Annotated in this window: 11 protein-coding genes; 6 read left to right on the top strand and 5 right to left on the bottom strand. The window is 57.8% G+C overall.

Features of this window, described 5'->3' with window-relative positions; all coding sequences use genetic code 11:
* Positions 1-19 precede the first annotated feature (19 nt).
* On the bottom strand, positions 20-631 hold the full coding sequence (locus tag KVT38_RS24455; RefSeq protein ID WP_217596363.1) for a cupin domain-containing protein: 612 nt from the start codon (positions 629-631) through the stop codon (positions 20-22).
* Between the two features lie 194 nt (positions 632-825).
* Complete coding sequence (locus KVT38_RS24450; RefSeq protein ID WP_217596362.1) at positions 826-8862, bottom strand: S-layer homology domain-containing protein; 8037 nt, start codon at positions 8860-8862, stop codon at positions 826-828.
* 508 nt (positions 8863-9370) lie between these two features.
* On the opposite strand from KVT38_RS24450, the gene KVT38_RS24445 reads away from it, so the two are divergent.
* Both KVT38_RS24445 and KVT38_RS24440 read left to right on the top strand, forming a co-directional pair.
* Complete coding sequence (locus KVT38_RS24445) at positions 9371-12688, top strand: DUF4073 domain-containing protein (protein WP_217596361.1); 3318 nt, start codon at positions 9371-9373, stop codon at positions 12686-12688.
* A 195-nt stretch (positions 12689-12883) separates the two neighbouring features.
* Positions 12884-14059: a ParB/RepB/Spo0J family partition protein gene (locus KVT38_RS24440; RefSeq protein WP_217596360.1), complete on the top strand. Its 1176-nt coding sequence runs from the start codon at positions 12884-12886 to the stop codon at positions 14057-14059.
* Between the two features lie 813 nt (positions 14060-14872).
* On the opposite strand, the gene KVT38_RS24435 is transcribed toward KVT38_RS24440, so the two are convergent.
* On the bottom strand, positions 14873-15727 hold the full coding sequence (locus KVT38_RS24435) for an AraC family transcriptional regulator (protein ID WP_217596359.1): 855 nt from the start codon (positions 15725-15727) through the stop codon (positions 14873-14875).
* Between the two features lie 163 nt (positions 15728-15890).
* Here KVT38_RS24435 and KVT38_RS24430 point away from each other — a divergent pair, with 163 nt between their 5' ends.
* Positions 15891-17207, top strand: coding sequence for an alpha-L-fucosidase (locus KVT38_RS24430; RefSeq protein ID WP_217596358.1), 1317 nt, complete (start codon positions 15891-15893; stop codon positions 17205-17207).
* A 429-nt stretch (positions 17208-17636) separates the two neighbouring features.
* Positions 17637-18029 carry a hypothetical protein gene (locus KVT38_RS24425; RefSeq protein WP_217596357.1) on the top strand — a complete coding sequence of 131 codons (393 nt, stop codon included), beginning with the start codon at positions 17637-17639 and terminating at the stop codon, positions 18027-18029.
* A gap of 99 nt (positions 18030-18128) precedes the next feature.
* Here KVT38_RS24425 and KVT38_RS24420 read toward each other — a convergent pair whose 3' ends face one another.
* The gene (locus KVT38_RS24420; protein ID WP_217596356.1) at positions 18129-18980 is read right to left on the bottom strand and encodes an aldo/keto reductase; all 852 of its coding nucleotides are present in this window, start codon (positions 18978-18980) and stop codon (positions 18129-18131) included.
* 173 nt (positions 18981-19153) lie between these two features.
* On the opposite strand from KVT38_RS24420, the gene KVT38_RS24415 reads away from it, so the two are divergent.
* On the top strand, positions 19154-19603 hold the full coding sequence (locus KVT38_RS24415; RefSeq protein ID WP_217596355.1) for a MerR family transcriptional regulator: 450 nt from the start codon (positions 19154-19156) through the stop codon (positions 19601-19603).
* Between the two features lie 43 nt (positions 19604-19646).
* On the top strand, positions 19647-19979 hold the full coding sequence (gene csaA / locus KVT38_RS24410; protein WP_217596354.1) for a chaperone CsaA: 333 nt from the start codon (positions 19647-19649) through the stop codon (positions 19977-19979).
* Between the two features lie 106 nt (positions 19980-20085).
* Here the strand turns inward: csaA and KVT38_RS24405 are convergent, their stop codons facing one another.
* Positions 20086-21273, bottom strand: a complete 1188-nt coding sequence (locus KVT38_RS24405; protein ID WP_217596353.1) for a polysaccharide pyruvyl transferase family protein — start codon at positions 21271-21273, stop codon at positions 20086-20088.
* Positions 21274-21438: the final 165 nt, after the last annotated feature.

Here is a 21438-nt window from a genome sequence, read left to right as displayed (position 1 = left end):
AGCGCGAATCATGGTTCATTCACCGACCGGAGATCCCGACATACGGCTCGCCGGCGCCTATCTCACCCGGCGTCTCGGTACAATAGAGCGCGAGCAGCCTCCGTTCCACGCCGCGCCACCGCGCGATCCGGTACAGCAGTCCGAACATGCCCTTCTGCAGCCAGACCGGCGGACCGATCAGGTAGCTCTCGCCCATGCGGATGACCACGGCCAGCTCAAGCATGCTCTTCGGCATGCTGTTCGCGCCTGTCCTGCCATCGCGGGCGAGACCGTATTGCATGCGCAGAAACTTCTCGAAGCTGCGAGCCGGCACCACCTTCACACGGAACACGATCTCCGTCTTCTCCTGGTTGTAAAAGCGATGCTTCGAGCCCAGGGGCGCTACCGCTTTCTGGCCGGGCGTCAGCAACAGCGTCTTGCCGTCGCAGTCGAGCGACAGCCTGCCGTCCAACGCTTCGAACTCCTCTTCGAACGTCGTATGGTAGTGCAAGGGCGTACCGCCTCCGGGTTGAAGACGGACCTCTACCCACTCGTAAGCGCCCCCCGATTCCTGGGCCGTCGTCAGGAAGGTTACGGCGTCCCCGATTTGCGGATTGTGTATCGTTCTTTGAGCTGCTGCTGCTGCGGTCATGTCGGATCATTCTCCTTATTTTCGATAATGGCTATTTCTAGCGTAAGTTTTAGTCGTTGATTTCACTAGTGAAGAGCCGTCATCGCTTTTGTCATGCAGGTCATGACTTCGCAGGGCCGAGTCATGGCGACAGAAAAATCGCTCCTGCGTCATGCATGCGACGGAGGAGCGACTTTCCTATTCGAACCGGCGTGCTATTCTTTTTTCATGATCTTTCCTTGCGCCTCCAGCACGCGGAGCAGCACGGTTGCCGCCTCGGCTCTCGTGGCGGTCGCGCCCGGATTCAGCCTGCCGCCGCTGCCCTTGAGCAGCCCTGCCTTGACGGCATAGGCAACCTGCATCCTCGCCCAGCCAGACACTTTAGCACCGTCGTTAAATACGCTCAGCAGCTTCTCGGGATCCAGATCGTCCGTGACGATACCGAGCGCCCGATACAGCATGACGGCCATCTCTTCGCGCGTGACCGGATCGGTCGGCCTGAACTTGCCGTCCGCGCCCTGCACGATGCCTGCCGTCGTTGCGATCGATACTGCCTCCGCATACCAGGCGTCCCGCGGCACATCGGCATAAGATCTGGAGGATCCCTGGTTCGCTCCCGCCCGGTTTGCAAAAAACGGCAGCAGCAGCTTCACGAACTCCGCCCGCGTCAGCTTCCCGTTCGGACGGAACGAGCCGTCCGGATCCCCGGTCACGATCCCGCGCGCCGCCAGCACCTCGACATCTCCGCGACTCCAGTGATTGGCCAGATCGCCGAACGTATACTCGGCGATGAGCACCGCATAAGCGCCGGGCTCCGTCGACTCCGCTTCCACCGTGCCGGCCGCGCCGTCCACGACGCCGCCAACATAGGTCCACCGCGTCTTGTCGGCAGCATCCTGACGGTACAGCCCCAGCTTGCGAATATCGCCGCCAGCCAGCTTTGCCGAATCGTATGCAATCGTCAGCTTGACCGGTGCGGACAGCTTGCCGTCCGTTGCAAGCTTCCAGGCGTAAACGTCCGATAGCGCACGCAGATGCGGGTCAGTCGGGGCGGGAGGATTCTGTGCCTTCGATACCGTCACCTTTTTAGCTGCGCCAGCCGCGCCGCCGCTGCCCTGCAGCTGCAGCTTGAACTTGCCGCCGAAGAAGCTCAAGCTCGCGCCCGCTTCTCCGAGATCGGCGGTCTCCTCGTTCGGATCCTTCTGACCGCCGCCTCCCGATCCGCCCGGTCCCCCGCTCTGACCGGATGCGCCGGTCGAGGCCGATACGCCGACGGGCTTGGATTCGTTCCCCGAAGCATCGACCGCAATTACGCGGAGCTCGTATTCGGTGAGCGGCTTCAGGCCGTCGGCCGTAAACTCGCCTTTGCCTTTTTCCACTTCGGCCGTCGCGTATTTGTCTTCTGAATCGGAGATCCGCCATTCGATACGCAGCTTCGCCAGATCGACGGATGGCGGATCGGTCCACGTCAGCCGGATCGCACTGTCTCCGTGCGCCTTTGCCGCCAATTCGGAGATCGGCATGGGCGCCGTTAAGTCCGCGACGCTCTGCGGCGTCCAGTGGAATGCGACGCCGCGCGCCTCATTGCCCGCTTCGTCAACGGCAGCGGTCTTGAATTCATAGGCGGAAGACGCGTCCAACCCGGGGACGGCTCCCCACATCGTGCCGGCCTGTACGGTGACAGGTTCGCCGAACGATGCATCCGACGCTTTTTTCCAGTAAATGCGCACAGCGGCGATATCCTTGTCGGATGGATCGCGCCACGTCAGCACGGCGCCTTCGTCCGTCATTCCGCCTGCAAGCGCCGAGACGTCTGCCGGCGGTGTCGTGTCGGCGGCTTCCACCGTAAATGTCGCTTTCCAGTCTTCGCCCATCGGGACGCGCGCATAGCTCTGTACCATGCCGAGCACCGTCAGCGTATAGCTGTCACCGATGCGAAGCGCGGAATCGGGAACGAATTCGGCCTCCATCGCAAGCGACAATCCATCTTTGGACGTATAAACATCTTTGGCTTTGACCGTTCCCGTGACGTCCGCCGCTGTCCCATCCCTCAGCGCGAACGCATCCTCAAGCGACTCGACATTCACCGGCTTAGTGAAGTACACAGTCACGCCGGCTCCGCCCGGTACCGGACGCACGGACTCCACCTCCGGCGCCGCGTACGAGACGATCGGCACGTTGACTTCGAGCTGCGGCGGCGGTACGTCCAGTGCATCGCTGTATGCCGTCTCGTAGCCATCCTTCTCGTAGCGAACCTTCCACTTGCCCTCAGGTACGTCCCATCCGTACCGGCCTTCCCGGTCGGTAGACTGCGGGTTCTCTTGTCCGTACCACTCGCTGTCCCAAACGGTCCAGTCGTCGCCGACCAGCTCCATGACCGTAGCGGTCGCACCTTCCACGCGATTGGACGGCATGCCTTCGTACACATAACCGCTCGGATCCCAGATATACTTGGGCGATGCTGCCGGCGGATCCTTGCGATCCGTCGGCGGATAAGGCTTCAGCTTGCACGAGTATTTTTTAATGTGTTCTTCGAGTTCGTCCAGTTCGTTGTTTTCGATTTCCTTGAACGTCATAGAAGCATATTCGCTCGCGGCGCTATACAACAAACCCGGCCCGGCGCTTATTTTGCCTAAAGTTTTGATGACTTTCAGGTAGTTGGAAAACGCAAAGTGGGCGTTAATATCGAACACGACTTCCCTTGCGAAGTGCGAATAATATTCTCTGGCCTGTGGGTCGCATATCGCCTCGGCCGCCTTCAGCAAATCCTGGGCGCGCGTAAAATTCTTCAAGGGATTGGACCCCACTTTTGCTGCAGACCAACCCTTAAATCCGGCTTCCCCAAACTTAATCAGGCCATTCAGCGTAATCGCGATGCCGCCGACAGAGACGCCCTTAATCCCGCGGGCCGAAGCCGAAGCGGCCGGCATAATGAAGCTGACGGTCGCCTCCAACGATCCGTCCTTGCGCTCTTTATAGCTCTCCTTGAAATTGTAGACGGAAAGCCCCGTGCTCGCTTGCCAAGCCAGATCCTTGTCGCCAGTCGAATAGGTCACCGATTTAAACGTTCCCCGGATCGTGGACGTGACGCCTTCCGCCAATTGCACTTCGGCTTCGAATTCGCCTTCCGGCAGCCGCTCGCGGTCAGGCGTTTCTTCTCCCGCATTCGTCACGCGCGTCACCACGATATCCCGCAGCTCCGCCGGCAGCGAATTCCGCAGCTCCTCCTCGGTAATCGCCGGACGGGCGGCCAGCTCGGCCGAATCGGTCTTCGTCCGGTAGTCGATCCATACTTGACCGTAGTTCCTCGAGAAGGGCATCACGCCCCGATAGACGCCGTCGGTTCCCTTTGCCGCCTGCGACAGCGTATCCCCGTTCTGCACACGGACGTCGTATACACGCTCGGGATCCCTGAAGTTAAGCCGGTAGGAGATCGGGACGTTGTTAACGAGTGACAGCGGAAATACGGCAACGCCGCCTTCAACATTAAAGGTTACTTCCTTGTGGTTCGACAAAATCGTCATCGATACCAGACCTGGATCGTTCGGATCGTAGACGACGACGGCTTCTTCGCCGGTGACTCGCGCCCCTGCGCCATCGACGGCTTCAACGCTTAGTCTATGCTCCACATAGACGCCGTCGCTCCCGGTCAGCGTCGCGTCAGCCCACCATATACCGTCTTTGTTGGCCGTGGCGGTGCCGATCGGGTTCCGGCCGTCGTAAATCGTCACGGCGGCTCCCGCAGGCGCCGAACCGCCTAGCGATAGCTGGCGCTTGACCGTCATTGCCGGCGCCCTGAGCGAGACGCGAACCTTGGACAGCACGGCCATGCCCAACATCTCGCTTGACTGCTCGCCCTTCATCTTGTAGCGGATGGAAGCCTGGAGCGCGGGCTCGTTGCCCACCGCTTCGTCAAACCGAAGCTTGACTTGCGCGCTTTGCTGCTTGTCGTCCGCGACCGTACCGACCGGGACGATCAGATTCCTGCCCTCCACCTTGTAGGATGCCGCCTTGCCGGCCACGATGGCCGTGCCTTCGACAGGCTCGACGCCGGCCGGCAGCGCAACGACGAGCTGTGCATCCTCGGCGGCAAGCGTCTGCCCGTAATAATTCTGATACAAGACGCGCAGCGTCGTGATGCTGCCGGGCGCCACCTTCGTATCGGACACCGTCACAGCCTGCTTGACTTTGCCGCTCGCGAACGCGCCGTACGGCTGCAGCTCGACCACGCCAAGGTCGGTCGTCTCTCCTTGCGAGGTGCTGAACGAAATTTCCGCAAAGCTGCCGTTTGCGTAGAAGGTCGCTTTATAGCTGCCCGAGCCTTGCAGCGTCAGGATGCCGCGCTCTTCGCCTGGCGCAAGGTTGTAGTTAATGTTAGGTATATATTCACCTTCGCTGTTAAGCAGCTCCACGAAAGCGCTTGTCAGCGGCTGTCCGTCCTCGCCGAGCAGTCGGACCGCAGCTTTGGAGGATTCGTTTTTAAGACGAAGCTCAACTTCGGCCTTGCCGTCTTCGCCGATTACGACCGACTTGCATTCGGCTGACAATCTTAGGTCCCGGCCGTCCGCACAGATCTGGACCGTCTCACCGGGCAGCGCGCGCAGAATCATGCGGGATTGCAGCGACTGGATAATCCGATCGGATCCTAACTTGTACGTGCCTGCTACCAATGCGTCGATCGGTATCGGTCCCTGCCAGGTGCCGCCCGGCTGCAGCGTGTACAGCTTCACGCCCACATCGGCAAAATCCAGAATCTGAAGCGCTTTTTGCGCTGTCTTGCCCGCAGCGATCCGGACGGACTCCTGCTGGCTCTGATAGCCCTGAACGGACGATGTCGCGATCGCGCGAATCAGGATTTGACCTTTCGGCAGCTGCAGCGAGTAGGCGCCCGCGGCATTCGTTTTTGCATAGAAAAGCTTGCTCTTGCCGTCGTCGAGCAGCTCGGCTACGATCTGAGCGTCTGCCGCTGCCTTGCCGTCCTTGCCCTTTACGACGCCCTCGAGCTTCCCGAGCGGCTTCGGTTGCAAGGTCACGCTCGCATTTACGTTAATGCGATCGATCACGATCGGCTGCTCGGCAGGTTGATACGCCGGATCGTTGGGCAACAGCTTCAGCCGGTAGGTTCCGCCCGAGGACAGCTTAAGCGGCAGTCTAAGCTTGCTGTCCCGGCCGATCCAAGCGGATCCTTCGCTTACGACAGCGCCGGCCGGGTCTGCCAACCAATACTTCGCCCCGCCCTCCGCGCCGTCTTCAAATCGCAGAACTGCTGCCAGCGATACAAAGTAGGCTGCAGGAATATCTATGAAGTCACTGCGTCCATAGCCTGTTTGCTTGGCAGTAAATTGCAGGTTGGAGAGCGCCGAGCCGCTCTTGGGCGACAGCGTCGCCGCATACTCGATACCCGGGAACGGGACGTCGAAAGTCAGCGTCAGGTCATCTCCAAGAATGCCGTTCGCGGAATAATTCATGTATCTGTCCTTAAAGTAGGCGACCTTCAGCCAGCTTTCCCCAGCGGCCGACTCCCAGCCCTCGAGCGGATTGGCGGGCTCAGGCATCCGGAAGGTCATTCTGCCGGCGACGTTTTTTCCGATTGGGTAATCCCGGTCGACTGCATGGCCATTATAGATAACGCGAGCCGATTCAATCTTGGATACGCCGCCCGCGATCCGGAAGCCGCCTGTGTATCTGCCGCTTCCTTCCTGTTCGGCGAGCGCGATGCGTGCCGTCCGCTTGACCGGCTCTGCGTCATTCTGGTTTTCCCAGAACCAATAGTTGACGTCCGCGGCCAATTGCTGTCCGGCGTCCGATTGCACGACGAGCGTCGCGTCGCTGTCCTGCACCGGCAGCGATTCGTACGTTGTACCGGTAATCACCTTTGTATAAGTCATGAAAAGCTCGCGTACGGCCGCGTCTTCTTTTTTAACGGTGAAGCGAAGCGCATTCGCACCGAGCCGCAGCACGATACGCTGCTCCGCGTCTGCGACATAACCGGCCGGAACGGCGATCGATACTTTGAACGCCTCTCCCGCCGTCTGACTTCCGGGGAGCATCGCGATTCCGTTCTCGTCCGGCTTGACCTCGGCGACCGTCTCGTCGCTGCCGTCTTTCTTAAATATGACTTTAATTTCTGCAGCGGGCTCGCCGTAAACATCGACCTTGACCTGAAGTGCCGCCGACAGCACCGGCGTCAGTGAGAGCGGCGTCACGGCGCCGCCTGTCACCTGAACGCCTGCAGCCGCAGCGAGCTCTATTTCGCTCTCCTCGTCGGGCTTCGCCGTCAGCTTGACCGTGTATGCCGACCCGGCCGCGAGCGGGAGATCGTACGACTGCGCGCCCGGCCGAATCGTCGTCGATACAGGGGCTTTGCCCTCATGCGCAGCCGTCAGCGTCATCGCCTCCGGCAGGCCTTCCGTTCCGGAGAGGGTGACGCGCAGCGTACCCGCAATCCGAATAGGCGTCCCCGGCGCGGAGACCGTATCTCCCGCGTTTTTTTCCCTGGCGGAAAGCTTGTCGACGGAGTTCGTTCCCGCAGGCGGCTGCCACTGTCCGCGATAGACGCCCGCCGCCTGCGCATCCTCGGTCAGCTGGACGATCGTCTGCTTCTTCTCGGGCGGTCCCGATTCGGACAACAGGCTGTAGTCGACGATAGCCTCAAGCGCAAGGCTCGGTTTACCGGAAGCCTGCAGATTTAATGTGGTCCCCTGCTTCAGCTCATCGCCTGCCCAAGCGTCGCCCGGCACGCTCCAGGACAAGGTCTGGACGCCGCCGCCAGGCCCGCCGGAACCGCACGCCTCGCTGCACTCGACATATAGCGTCGACACGTTCAGCAAGTACAGACGCTTTCCGTCGCGATCGAGCGTATTGCGCGCCGTCGTATATGCGGGATTGAACGTTTGCGAAACCTTCGCGACGACGATTCCTCCGTCCTGGTTTTCGGTCAGATCGAAGCGTTCTCCGAAGGCGCTCGCTTGGCCCGGCGCCTTGTCGTGGTGCAGAAGATCCGCCGCGACCGTACGTCCGTCCCCGCTGATGGAGATGCCCGAATACGATTTGTTTTTATCTTCCGATTGGGGGCGATCGTTGTTGAGATATTTGGTTTCTCCCGTAATCCTATCGAACACATGGGGCTTCGCAAAGCCGCTGTAACGCGCGATAAAGGCAATCCTGGAGCCGTCTTCGCTGATCGCGAGCTGATTGTAGCTGCTCGCCTCCTGCGAATAGCTGTCTACGGCATGCGCTTCTGCGTCGTATACGATCAAGGACTGCGTCGGGCCATCCGCCGGAACGCCGGCGAGATCCGAAGCGGTCGAATAATAGGCGATAAACTTGCCGTCGGCGCTGATCACGGGACGGTAGTTGAAATCGTCGCTCGGCAACGACTCCGTATTGGCGCTCACAAGAACACGCGTATTCGACTGACGCTCGTAAAGATAAATCTGGGAGTCTTCGACGTAGACGATCCGATTGCCGTCGCCGCTGATCGAAGGCTCCGTACTTCTCGCACCCGGCTGGCTTACGGCTTGTAGTTTGTCGGTGTGGACATCGTATGCGTAAACGGTTTTCTCTCCGCCCGGCTGCGGAATTCCTTTCAAATTATCGGATGCCGTAGCAAAAACGATCGCCGAACCGTCTCCGCTGACGGACAGCCCATTGATCGACTCGTTAAGCGGTCCCCCATCTTCTGTCAAGGGGAGTGCGCGCAGTACGCCCGTCGCCGTCTTGTACTCATAAATTGAGGAGCCTGCGCCGCTTGCCAGCAGCAGCGTTGAGCCATCCGCGCTTAAGGCCAGCATGCGGTCGTCGTCGCCTCCGATGGAGGCTGACGCCAATTCGGCCGCGTATTGCGGAGAAGTGCCCGGATATGTGCTTTCGCCCGAAGACCGCCCTCCTTCCGTATTCACGGCCTTAACGATAAAGTTGTAAATTCGCTTGGGAGCCAGGTCGCCGATGACGACATGCGTATCCTGCGTTTCCGCAAACACCTCATCGGACCCCGCTTCGTAAATCTCGTACTTCTCGATATTCGGATCTTCCTCTGCACTGTCGGGCAGCAGGGGCTTCTCCCATTGCAGCTGCACGCGATTGTAATCGATAAGGCTCCAGTCCAGATTCCTTACATCCTCCGGCGGTGCCATCGTTTCCTCAGGCGGATCCTCGGCCATCGCCGACCGCGTCACTCCGCCGGGCAGCACGCTGCCGAGCATCAGCGCCAGCACGACCACCATTCTCAGCATCAAGTGCAGCTGTTGCATTCGTATAAACCTCATCACGATACCTCCGTATTCTCGGCGAATCTATAATCAAGCGTAAATCGCAGCTCCCGATCCCACTAGTGAGCAGCCGTCATCGCTTTTGTCATGCCGGTCATGACTTCGCTACGACCCGAGTCATACAGCCTGGGACCTCCAATTGGATATTCAAAGCGAATATAGTTGGAAGGGGGTGAAATCACGAATCAATCTGAGGCAAATCGGCTCTACGGGGAGATTCGGTAACGTTCGCGGGCAAACGGAAAAAATGGACGAAGCTCACGTTAAGGTTCAGCTTGCCTACGGAAAAAGCGCCTTAAGCAAAGCCTAAGATGGGTGTAGGAGATGGCCCCGCGCCGACGCTGCTTTAAAACACCAAAACACTTGCCGTTATTCGATCAATTACAGAACACCTCTTTCTTTATCCTATGGAAATTAATGTGTTTAACAAGTTTTAATGCGGTGTTAATTTTTATTGAGTTTAAATACATCACAAGAAGGGAACTGAGAGATGCGCTCAAAAAACGCTAGCTTTGTCGCTCGGCTGCTCGTCGCCCTCTTATTGCTTCAACCGCTGTTAGGTATGGTCGGCAGCTGGAAAATCGCCAGCGCCGCAGCCGCGCCAAATGCCACGGTCGCTGCGGTCAATGAAGCAGCAGATGAATCGAGCTTATTGACAGCGCTTACCGATGGCGAACAAGCAGGAGACCTCACCCTGCCGGACAACTTCGCTAATTGGGACCAACGAGACCTGTCCAGCGCCATGGAATTTATCAAAGGCTTTTTCCAACCCAGTGCAAACGAAGACTTTGAGAACATTAAGCAAATTCAATTCAAGCTGGATGTGATCGCCATTTTGTATGCTTCGGGCGATGATGTGAGCTTGGATGCTATAAGCGGCAAGATCAATCAGATTCTGTCGATGTCTTCTGAGATCGAGACGTTGTTCCCCAATTCCCCGGATATCGAGTTTTTGAAAGCAGCGCTAGATCACGTTAAAGCCATGTCGCCGGCTGACCGGCATATTCACGACACTTATATTCAAAACGAAATCGCCAAGGCCAGCGTCAGCGAAGAATATACGCCTCTTTATATCGTCATGATGCTGTTCGATCCGGAGGGCGGAGCGCCAGGCTTTAGCCGGCCGGAGACCGCTGAGGATATGCTCTATGTGCTGATGGGGTTTCTCAGCTATGCGGATGACAACGATGACTTCGAATCCGAATATCCCGATGTTCCGATGGCTGATATGGGTATCGACCTCAGCAAAGCTGTAGAGATCTTGGGAGCCGACCTGGAAGCGGACGAGGTAACGATAGGAAACTGGTTGGCCCTTGCCCAGCGGTTGATCGACCAGCGTCCGGAAGCCGGCTATGCTAGCGTAGCCGATGTTCAATCCACGATCGACAACTTCTTGACCCTCCGTGCCGTCAATCAAGCCATTGCAGCCGAAGATGAGACGGCCATGCTTGATGCGCTGACCGACCCGGAGCTCGGCCTGAAGCTGCCTGACGGCTTCGAGAATTGGAACGACGCCATCAAGCTGTCTTGGGCCAAGACCATCATGAACTTCAATATCGGAAATACCGGCAGCAACGGCAATAACGAGGAGCCCGATCCCTATGCGTTTACGAGCGTCGAACAGCTGCAGTACGTCTCGGATCTGGTGGCCAGCCCGATCGGCTTGCTGGACGACCGGAGCTTGCCTGCCGTCGCTTCCACAATCGATGCCGTGTTCGAACATGTCGCCAACTTCGACACCGTGTTCCCGGACGCCAAGGGGGCCGAGCAGTTCACTCAGCTAGCCGATGCTTACATGGCCTTCACGCCCGTCGAAAAATCGATTTATGCCTATTATATGTATTTGGCACTAACAACCTTGGATAAATTGCCGGAAGGCCAAGAGGTCGATAACGTGGCCGGAGGACTCTTCTTTATCCTGCTGGGTTTGATAGATAAGTATCCGCCGGTAAACCAGGCATTGACGACGGAGCAAATGTCCGAATCGTTGCAATTCCTTCAAGCAACGCAGTTGATGGCCGATACTTTACAAAAGGAAAACGCACAAATTGAAGATTGGGATCTGGATCTGTCGAAAATGAACGATCCCGCCTTCCCTGAGGATGCGTATGAAGCGCTTAGCAATTGGATGCTCGAACATCGCCCCGAAGGCGGCTTTGCCGACCTGGCTGCGATCCAGTCTGCCTTCAACGAATTCTTTACGCCGGCAGCGCCTTCGGTCACGGCCGACGACAATGCGGACAAGCTCGTCGGCGCCGATGCGACGATGGAGTACTCGACCGATGACGGCAAGACGTGGAAGAGCTACGATCCCGAAAATGTGCCGGTATTCTCCGGTTATGTCACCGTGCTCGTCCGCGTCAAGGAGAACGGCGTAAGGAGCACAAGCCCGACGACCACCGTCTCTTTTAACGCGCCTTATGTGTATGTGCCGTCGAACAATACGGAAACGCGCTATGTCGACGTTCAGGGCGGCGACGGCAGCGGCCTGGCCCGTACGCCGGTCACCCGCACGACCGATGCGTCCGGCAAAGTGACGGACAGCGTAACGCTGTCTGCCGATATCGCCAAGGAAGCCGTGGACAAAGCCAAGGCGCAAGGCGGCAGCACCGTCCGCATCGCCATCCCCGACTCCGAAGACAAAATTTCGGAAATATCGGTGACGATTCCGGCGGCAGCCTTGACGCAAATTAATGACGGTAAAATGAATCTCGAGTTGTCCACCGGCGACGGCATCGTGTCGATTCCGACCGCTTCGCTCTCCGGCTTCGGACAGGATCTGTACTTCCGTCTCGTGCCGGTCAAGACCGAAGACGGACGCGTACAGATCGAGACGAGAGCCAAGCAGGAAAAAGCCGTTCAGGATTACGTCAAGGACGAATCTATTAAAATCTACGGTCGTCCGATGCAGATCGAGACGAACCTGCAAAGCCGCGAAGCGAGCCTGTTCCTGCCGCTGAAAAACGGTCTGCCGACCGATACGGCGGAGCGCAACCGCATCTTGAACCATCTCGGCGTCTACGCCGAGCACAGCGACGGCACCAAGGAACTGATCCAAGGCAAAGTCGTCACGATGAACAACATGACGGGCATTCAGTTCACCGTGCAAAAATTCAGCACCTTCGCCATCGTTTACGCGGACGGCTTGAACGGCACCCAAACGCAAACCCCAACGCCCACCGCGCATACGCCGTATATTAACGGATTCGGCGCGGACTTCCGTCCCAATGCGTTCGTGACGCGCGCCCAAATGGCGGCTATGCTCGCACGCAACCTGCCTGACGTCACGGCTTCCGCAGGCATGACCGCGGGTTCGGACGTCAAAGCCGGACACTGGGCGAAGGACGAGATTCTTAAAGCCAAGTCGGCAGGCATTATGGGCGGTGTCTCCGACACGATGTTCGATCCGGAAGGCTCCGTCACGCGGGCGCAGATGGCTGCGATCGCCGCCCGCTGGATGCAGAAGGGGCCGACGACGTCGCAAGGCGTCGCGAACCCCGGCAACGGCAACTATAGCGACGTAGCCGACAGCCACTGGGCTGCGGACGCGATCTCTTACGTTACGTCTGCAGGCATTATGACGGGCTATGCCGGTCAGACGTTCAAGCCCGATCAGAAACTGACGCGCGCCGAAGCCGTCAAAGTGCTGAACCGTCTGTTCGGCCGCGGTCCGCTGAACGGGGCGACTACAGTTACCTTTACGGATGTGCCGGCTACCCACTGGGCATTCGCCGACATCGAAGAAGCGGCGACCAACCATAAGTACACGGTCGACGCGCAAGGCGCAGAGCAAATCGCCGTGCAGTAAGTAATGCCGGACAAGCTTGTGAAAAGAGGCTGCGACGCTTCGGCGTTCGCGGCTTCTTTTTTTGCATAGGAAGGTGTCGCCAGCGAAGACATTGGGGATCGTGCGTTCCTATCCGATACAACCTGTACTATAATAGACAGATAAGCCGATGGCGCCCGCGCGGCGTCCATTATTCGTACAGGAGACTACGCCGACATGCAAATTATCGAATTGCCTATGAATCTGATCGACGAAGATAAGGATCAGCCCCGCTACCGGTTCGGCGAGGAATCGCTGCAGGAGCTTGTGAACAGCATCGGCGAGATCGGCCTGCTGTCCCCGATCAAGGTACGCAAGGCCGAGGGCGGGCGCTACAAGATCATTTACGGCAACCGCCGGTACCTGGCCTGCTCGAAGCTCGGCCGCGATACGATCCCTGCGATCGTGTCGGACGCGACGGACGAGACGGAGATCTACCTCGAGCAGGTCGCCGAGAATCTGACGCGCGAAGGCTTCACCCCGATCGAGGAAGGCGAAGCGTTCGACAAGCTGCTGAACGATCCCAAGTTCGCGAGCTCGGTCAAGTTTCTGGCGGCCAAGCTCGGCAAGCCGGAGTCCTATATCAAAAACAAATGCGAGCTGCTGAAGTTCGGGCCCGCGGTCAAGAAGCTCGTCGTCAGCGGCACCGACATCCGCAAGGGCACGCTGACCGAGGACCAGATGCTCCCGCTCAAGGATCTGCCCATGGAGTACCGCGATCCCCTCGCGCTGACGATGGCGAAGGACGAGATGCCCGTCATCGACGTGAAGCGGATCGCCAAGCTGTTCAAGGACGCTTCGATCTCGGAGCGCACGAAGAGCCAGCTGCTGTACAAAGACGGGCCCGGTCTTTTGGACACCTGGTCCGCCTACGAGGCAAGCCGCAAGGAGCGTGCCCGAGCGGCCGCGGATGCGGAGCGTCGCAAGGCGGAAGCCGAGGCCGAGCGCGAAGAAGCGGAGCGCGAAGAGGCGCAGCGAAAAAAAGCGGAGGCCAAGGGCGCGGCCGGAGCGGGTAGCGCCCAGCCGCATCCAGCCGCCGAGACGGCTGGCGCGGCGGCGGCAGCTTCTGCGGCTGTGGCGGCGCAACCGGGAGTTGGCGCGCTTGGCCAGGCCGATGCGGCAGGCGCCGTGGCGGCGATGGCGGCTGCGGCGGCCGGCGCGCGGACGATGGCGACGCTGCGCGAGCTGCTCGCGGCGCTGCCGACGCCGGACGCACTGGCAGCCGAGCTGCAGGCGGCCACCTCCGTCGATCCGGAGGCGCTGCGCGACGGGCTCGACGATCTCATCGGCCGGCTGGAAGGCCATCTGAGCGCTTGCCGGACGGCGAGGTCCGAAGTCGCGAAGCGCATCTAAAAAGCCATCAGGGCACGCCCTGACGGTCTTTTGCAACAGTCTCGTGTACAATCTGCGGACTGCCATTCTCCCCGACCGCCTGAAATGCATGACAAATCGCGACAAACGCTCAGGAGCGGTCCGGCTGAGAGGTTCGATGGCACGACAACGTCTATCTAATAACGGTTGAAAAGCAGTTATTTCCCGTGATCGCGACATCCTTGGGCAAATAAGTGTTGAAGCGCAATTAATTTCCCGCATTTTAACGTTTCGATCCGGTTCTGAACCAAATAATTGCGGTTGAACACTTATTCCCTCGAATCCCGGATTAGAGCGCCGATTAACTGCTTTTCAACACTTTCTCCCACCTTCTCAGCCATGTCAAATCATTGAAGTTGTGCTCTTCCTCCAAAAGCAGCTCCGCGTATACGATAAGCGTTTCTTTTATACTTTCTTAATCGTTAAAAAAGGAACGTCGGGGACGGTGGCCCCGGCGTTCCTTTTGCGTTCACTGTCGCTACGCGGCGAATTAACGACACGCCACATCGTTATATCGTTGCCAGCACGCCCTCCCCGCTCATTAACGATGCCGCACATTCTTATTTCTCCACAAGCATGCGATCCCGGCAAAGCAATGATACGCGACATCCTTATTTCGTCGCCAGCACGCCATCCCCGCTCATTAACGATACCGCGCATCCTTATCTCTCCCCAAGCACGCGATCCTAGCATGTTAACGATACGCCACATCCTTATTTCGCCGCCAACACGCCAATCCCACCCCATAAACGCCCCTTGCAGGAGGCCGCGCATGCACGGCCTGATCTCGCCCCCCTACCCTTCGCCCCCCGCTCCGCCCCCCGACCGGTACGCCGACGGGCTTGCGCTCGTCTCGCGGCGAAACGCCTTGGCGAAGTGGTTCGTATCCGGGTACCCGACGGCTGCGGCGATCTCCTTGATGCTGCGGTCCGTCGTCCGAAGCAGCAGCCGGGCCCGCTCCATGCGTTTGCGGTTCACGTACCGGATCGGCGGCATGCCGAAGCGTTGGTTGAAGTATTTGACCAAATAGTTGGGATGCAGATGCAGGTAGTCGGCCAGGCTGTCCAGCGTCAGCTCATTCGCGAGATGCGTCTCGACGTAACGCGTGATCTGCATGATTCGCTCCGCATCCTCCGCGGTTCCGCCCGTCCGGCTGATCGCGGCCCGCTCTGCGACCGGCGCCAGCAGCTCGAGCAGATACGCTTTTTCCCGCAGTCTCGCACCGATCCCCCGTTCGGCCGCGCACGCGACGAGCGCCTCAAACTTGCGGCCAACCTCCTCACGCAGCTCAGCATCTATCGTCATCCGGTACGGCATGTCAAGCCATGAAAACAGCCCGGCATCCCCGATGTCCGCGGTGAAATGACACCAATATTTTAAAAACGGCCTGCGTCCTTCGATCGCCGAAAACGATTGAAGCACGTTGGCCGGCATCACGACCAGCTCCCCCGGCTGCGGCCGAAGCTCCTTGTCGCCGATGCGCAGCCAGCCCTCGCCTTCGCATATGTAATAAAGCTTGTTGTGGGCAGGTATATAATCGATCTCCCGCCACACGGGACTGCACTGCGAATAATGCGCCTCGATCACGTCGATTCGGAGCTGTGGCAGTATGTCGTCAAGTTCGCCGATCCCGGCCGTTCCGTTGCCCATCGTTTTCCCCCCGCGTTCCCGTAAGTATGGCAGCGTTCTCGAACGAGGTTAATTTGATACCCGCAAGCCTTAACCGCGTCCCTCCCGCCTCCCGCCCGATGCTGGTACACTGGGCTGGCAAGGCCGAGAGCCTATCCCTATTATAACGGAGGAAGTCGCGACGATGGCACATAATCAGGAATGGCTGGACCGCCAGGAGCGGACGCGCTGGTTTTTGCAGGACCGGTTCGGTATGTTTATCCATTGGGGGCTGTACGCGATTCCGGCGCGCGGCGAATGGATCCGCAACGTGGAGCGCATTTCGGTGGAAGACTATCAGGTTTATTTCGACGAGTTCGATCCCATAGACTACGATCCGCGTGCTTGGGCGCGCGCCGCGCGGCAGGCCGGCATGAAGTACGCCGTGCTGACGGCCAAGCATCACGACGGCTTCTGCCTGTTCGACAGCAAGCTGACGGACTACAAGTCGACGAAAACGAAGGCCGGACGCGACCTCGTGGCGGAGTTTCTGGAAGCGTTCCGCGCGGAGGGACTCAAGGTCGGGCTCTATTACTCGCTGATCGACTGGCATCATGAAGACTTTCCCGCTCACGGAGACCTCTACCACCCGATGCGGGACAACGAAGCGTACAAACGGGATCCGGCAACCTTTGACCGCTATCTCGAATATATGCACGGGCAAGTCCGCGAGCTGCTGACGGACTACGGCAAGCTGGATCTGATGTGGTTCGACTTCTCCTACGACGTCATGCAGGGCGAGAAGTGGCGCGCTTCGGAGCTGATCGCCATGATGCGGGAGCTTCAGCCACACATCGTGATAGACAACCGGCTGGAGGCCGGCGGAGAAGGCGGCGGCAGCATTTACACGAAGGAACCCCTCACGTATGCCGGCGACTTCGCCTCGCCCGAGCAGATTATCCCGCCGACCGGCGTGACCGCCGAAGACGGCCAGCCGATCCCGTGGGAGGCCTGCGTGACGCTGAACAACAACTGGGGATACGTCGCTTCGGACACGAACTACAAGTCGCCGACCCTCGTCATCCGCAAGCTGATTGAATGCGTCAGCAAAAACGGCAACCTGCTGCTGAACGTAGGGCCCGACGCGCGCGGGCGCATCCCGCGGCAGTCGCTGGAGATCCTGGCCGAAGTCGGCGACTGGATGGCGCTGAACGGCGACAGCATCTACGGCTGCGGACAGGCGGAGCTGCCGAAGCCCGATTGGGGACGCTACACGCAAAAGGGCAACAAGCTGTACGCGCACGTTTTCGAACAAAGCGTAGGCGCGATTAACCTGGCCGGTCTCGCGGACCGCATCAAGCGCGCGCGGCTGCTCGCCGACGGCTCGGAGCTCCCGGTATCCCGTCCCTGGAACGCCGCGCTTTTCGAAGCCGACGCCTTCTTCAATTTCGCTACGCCGGTGCACTACACTTATCCGCTGCCGGATGCGCGCGGGACGGTCGTCGAGCTGGAGCTGAAGTAGCTAACGTTTGCCGTGCCTCTATCCTCACGCAAAGAACTGATCGGCTTGATGCCGATCGGTTCTTTTTTTGCCACCGCTCTCGGATACATCATGCAACAAAATAATAGAAAAAAAGTATAATTTTAAAAGATGCAATGTTCTGATCATGGGTGAGCCAATGGACGCGTATAAAGTTAAACGGCTGCTAAACAACGCTGCTCTTGCACTCTTAATTGCTTACTTTGCGGGAATCATCGTCATGCTTGTCACCTTCAAAATGAAAAGGTTCGATCATGACTTTGAATTCGCCTTCACGTTCAACTATTTATTATGGGGTGGCGTCGCGTTACTGATTGGCATTCTTGTGCTCATGATCCTGAAGTTAATGATCGCAAGAGATGATTCGTAAACAATGTTCGCTTAACCGTACGCCGGGGGGTGACAGATTTCATGGAAAATGAGGATCTCATACAAAAACAGGAAAAAGCAGGTAAGCGGATTCTCCTACTGCTGATCATAGCCAACCTAGCCCTTTTTACTTTGATATTAGTAATAAGTCTGATGGGTGGCATATTTCACAATTGGTTTGGATTAATCCTTATGATCGTTCTATGCCTATTTATTTATAACGGTTTTCAAGCCGCTAAATGGATTTATATCCTAATCAATTCATTAAATATTATCAATTTGTTTTATGCATTATTTGCAGGAGTCGTAGCTTCAAACGCATCTCTATTATTGAACGTAATCACCATCATCATGTTAATCTTTTCTATATTAACAACTGTGGTATTAATCTTTTCGAGCAGCGTTAGAGAGTTTATGTATAAGCAGAGATATTGATGCGATGTCTAGTGCCAAATCCAAGGAAGGACAGGTGCCTCCACCTGTCCTTCCTTGTTTGATTGAAGATAAAGCATGATCGTTAAGATCCGTTCAAGCTTAAAGCTCAACCCGCAACGTCCCCAGCATCTTGGCAAACTTCGGATCGTGATAGGACAGGAACAGCGTCTCCCGCGTATCGAGTGCGGTAATTCGCTGGAGATCGTCCGCGTCCAGCTCAAAATCGAAGATGTCGAAGTTTTCGACGATCCGCTCTTTTCGCACCGACTTCGGAATGACGACGACCTCTCGCTGGACGAGCCAGCGCAGCACGACCTGCGCGACGGACTTGCCGTGTTTGGCCGCGATCGAAGCGAGCGTTTCGTTGTCGAACATGCCGCCCAGCCCTTCGGCGAACGGCGCCCACGACTGATGCTGCACGCCTTGCTCTTTCATAAACGCACCGCTCTCATGCTGCTGGTAGAACGGATGCGTCTCAACCTGGTTGACGGCAGGTACGATCTCGTTGTGCACGATAAGGTCCATCAGCCGGTCGGGCAGGAAGTTGCTGACGCCGATCGCCCTGATCTTGCCCTCCCGATAGAACTCTTCCATCGCGCGCCAAGCGCCGTAGTAATCGCCGAACGGCTGGTGAATGAGATACAGATCGAGATAGTCGAGCTGAAGCTTCTGGAGCGACTTGGCAAACGCCAGCTTGGCGCTCTCGTAGCCGGCATCCTGAATCCAGAGCTTGGTCGTGACGAACAGCTCCTCGCGCGGCACGCCGCTGCGCTTGATCGCGCGGCCGACCGCTTCCTCGTTCAGGTAACCCGCGGCGGTATCGATCAAGCGGTAACCGGCCATCAGCGCCTCGTACACCGCGTTCTCGCATTGTTCCGCATCGGGAATCTGGTAGACGCCAAAGCCGATGATCGGCATTTTTACGCCGTTGTTTAACGTTACGGTTTGCATGGTGGTTCCTCCCGTTGTTCAGATGTGTAACGGCAACCGGCGCGTATCCGGGGAGTCCTCCCTGCTGCGTGGTGCTTCCGCGGACGGCCGATTTGCGTTACAGTAAGCTTAAAGCCTTCGTGTTACACGAAGGCAAGCGGTATCGAAGCGATTTTTTTACGGGGAGGATTAGCATGCACACAGTCAAAGAAGCAGCCCATATAACCGGACTTACCGAGCATGCCGTGCGCTTTTACACGGACAAGGGGCTGGTGCCGAGCGTGCGGCGCGATAAAAACAACGTACGGATGTTCGACGAAGAAGCCGTCAATTGGCTGCACGGCATCAAATGCCTCAAGCAATCCGGAATGCCGATCGAAGCCATTAGAACGTACGTCGAGCTCTGTCTCGAAGGAGATTCGACCATTCCGCAGCGCGCAGCCCTCATGAAGGCGCACAAGGAAGCGGCGCTTGCGAAGCTTGAGGAAGCAAAAAGACACATCGCTCATTTAGAACAAAAAACGGCGCTGTATCAAGCTATACTGGAGCATCGCATGCCGGACACGACTAATCCTGCCACCTGGAGCGATATTCGGCATATGCATAGCGACGTATTCTACGCGCCTGTTGCTGGGAGAGCGTGAATCGCGAGTTGGCTTAAGGATTTAAATAGGGAGGCAGAAACAATTGGCAACGATCGAAGATTTCGCGGCACTCGATATTCGCGTCGGGACGATCCGGGAAGCCGCGTTTTTTGGAGAAGCAAAGGTACCTGCGATTAAGCTGCAAATCGATTTTGGACCGGAGATCGGAATCAAAACGTCCAGCGCGCAAATTACGAAGCGGTACGCGGCCGAGACTGTCGTCGGCAAACAAGTGATCGCCATCGTCAACTTTCCACCCCGGCGCATCGCCGGCTTCAAATCGGAAGTGCTGGTTCTCGGCGGCGTCCCGGAAAAGGGAGACGTCGTTCTCTTGCAGCCCGAGGTTCAATTGCCTAATGGGACGCCGATCGCTTAGACGCTTCAACCTATAAGGATATGCAAAAAGGCAGCAGTACGGCAACTATGTTTCCATAGTCCCGGCCTGCTGCTTTTTGTGCGGATCTACACCTTCTGCCTATGGCTTACAGCGCGAATGCCTCGGCGAATATGTTCTCGCGGTGAATTTCTCTCAGCGTATCGTCGATCTTGGCGGCTTCGACACCGCGATTCTCGATCATGGCGTCGAGTTTCGCGATCATATTGGCTTCGATATGCGCGCTGTCGCGCACATCGAATACGTACTCGCCTTGGCCGAAGCGTCCCAGCAGCTCGCGGTACTTAGTCGCCCAGCCGAGCGCCACGACCGGTATGCCGTTCTTGTACGCGTGCACGATCGAATGATAACGGGATGCCACGAGAAATTCGAACTGCACAAGTACGTCGTGAATCGCGATACAGTCGTACTCCTCCTCCAGCAGCACCACGCGTTCGTCGTTCGGGAATCTGCGCTTGATCTCCTGGCAAATGATCAGATCCTCCGTGGAGTGACGGAACAGATAGACGTTTTTGCCGCGATCCAGCAGGTGCTGCGTCATGCGCTCGTACATCGCCAGCATCGATTGGCGCGTGCCGTACTTCATCGTCTTGACGTTCGGCACGATGCCGACCGCATTCGGCTTGATCGCGAGCGGCTCGCCTTTTATGTAGTTGCCGTCGCGGAACAGGTGAGACAGATTGTACGGGTTCGAGCCCTGCAGCACGATATCCACCGACCTGCGAAGATTGCCGGACGTGTACTTGCCGAGATACTCGGCTCCCTCCTGCTCGCGGGCGTAGATGTATTTCGGATAGCGAATGTATTTTTTGATCATCGGCGGAATGACGTATTTGTAAATGCCGGTGTACTCGAACGGACCGAACGATTGGGACAGCAGCACCATCGGAATCTTGTTCTGCCGGGCGAGCCGGATATTCGCCAAATAATTGATCGTATGGCGGATGCTGAACTGCGAGGAAAGGGCGAAACCGCTGATGTCGACGATGAGATCGGTTTCCTTCAGAATCTCCTTCATCTGCGCCTTGGTAATGCTGACGCGCTCGTCGTTCGGGATCAACTTGCCGATCAGCGTGTAGACGCCGCCCAGCAGCTCGACTTTCATTTTCTTCCCCATCTTCACCAGTTGAAACGCGTAGTTGCGATCCTCGTCCGGACAGATCAGCACAAGCTCCTTGTCCGGATATCGCATCTTGATTTCGTTCACGACGGTGAACGTCATCGCCTGGGCGCCTTTGTTCTCCATTTGGCCCCCGACAATCAATATCTTGCCCATGCGTCGATCTCCCTTTCGCTTTAACTTGTGGAATGGCCGGCTGCGACATAACGGCACCGCCAAAATTCGACGGCAAAACATAGATGATAGTCGCTTTTACCCCCAGCTTGTCCGAGCCAAACATCAAAGAAGCCCGTACGCCGCCGAGGCGGACGTTCGGGCTTC

Origin of the sequence: Cohnella sp. GbtcB17 (genome assembly GCF_019091135.1) — a bacterium.
Taxonomy (GTDB): Bacteria; Bacillota; Bacilli; order Paenibacillales; family Paenibacillaceae; genus Cohnella.
This window is presented reverse-complemented; position numbering and strand designations above follow the sequence as displayed.

What these genes read in the sequence shown, in the direction of transcription:
- KVT38_RS24455 (WP_217596363.1), bottom strand. Translation starts at nt 631, where the DNA reads ATGACCGCAGCAGCAGCAGCTCAAAGAACGATACACAATCCGCAAATC.
- KVT38_RS24450 (WP_217596362.1), bottom strand. Translation starts at nt 8,862, where the DNA reads ATGCAACAGCTGCACTTGATGCTGAGAATGGTGGTCGTGCTGGCGCTG.
- KVT38_RS24445 (WP_217596361.1), top strand. Translation starts at nt 9,371, where the DNA reads ATGCGCTCAAAAAACGCTAGCTTTGTCGCTCGGCTGCTCGTCGCCCTC.
- KVT38_RS24440 (WP_217596360.1), top strand. Translation starts at nt 12,884, where the DNA reads ATGCAAATTATCGAATTGCCTATGAATCTGATCGACGAAGATAAGGAT.
- KVT38_RS24435 (WP_217596359.1), bottom strand. Translation starts at nt 15,727, where the DNA reads ATGGGCAACGGAACGGCCGGGATCGGCGAACTTGACGACATACTGCCA.
- KVT38_RS24430 (WP_217596358.1), top strand. Translation starts at nt 15,891, where the DNA reads ATGGCACATAATCAGGAATGGCTGGACCGCCAGGAGCGGACGCGCTGG.
- KVT38_RS24425 (WP_217596357.1), top strand. Translation starts at nt 17,637, where the DNA reads ATGGAAAATGAGGATCTCATACAAAAACAGGAAAAAGCAGGTAAGCGG.
- KVT38_RS24420 (WP_217596356.1), bottom strand. Translation starts at nt 18,980, where the DNA reads ATGCAAACCGTAACGTTAAACAACGGCGTAAAAATGCCGATCATCGGC.
- KVT38_RS24415 (WP_217596355.1), top strand. Translation starts at nt 19,154, where the DNA reads ATGCACACAGTCAAAGAAGCAGCCCATATAACCGGACTTACCGAGCAT.
- KVT38_RS24405 (WP_217596353.1), bottom strand. Translation starts at nt 21,273, where the DNA reads ATGGGCAAGATATTGATTGTCGGGGGCCAAATGGAGAACAAAGGCGCC.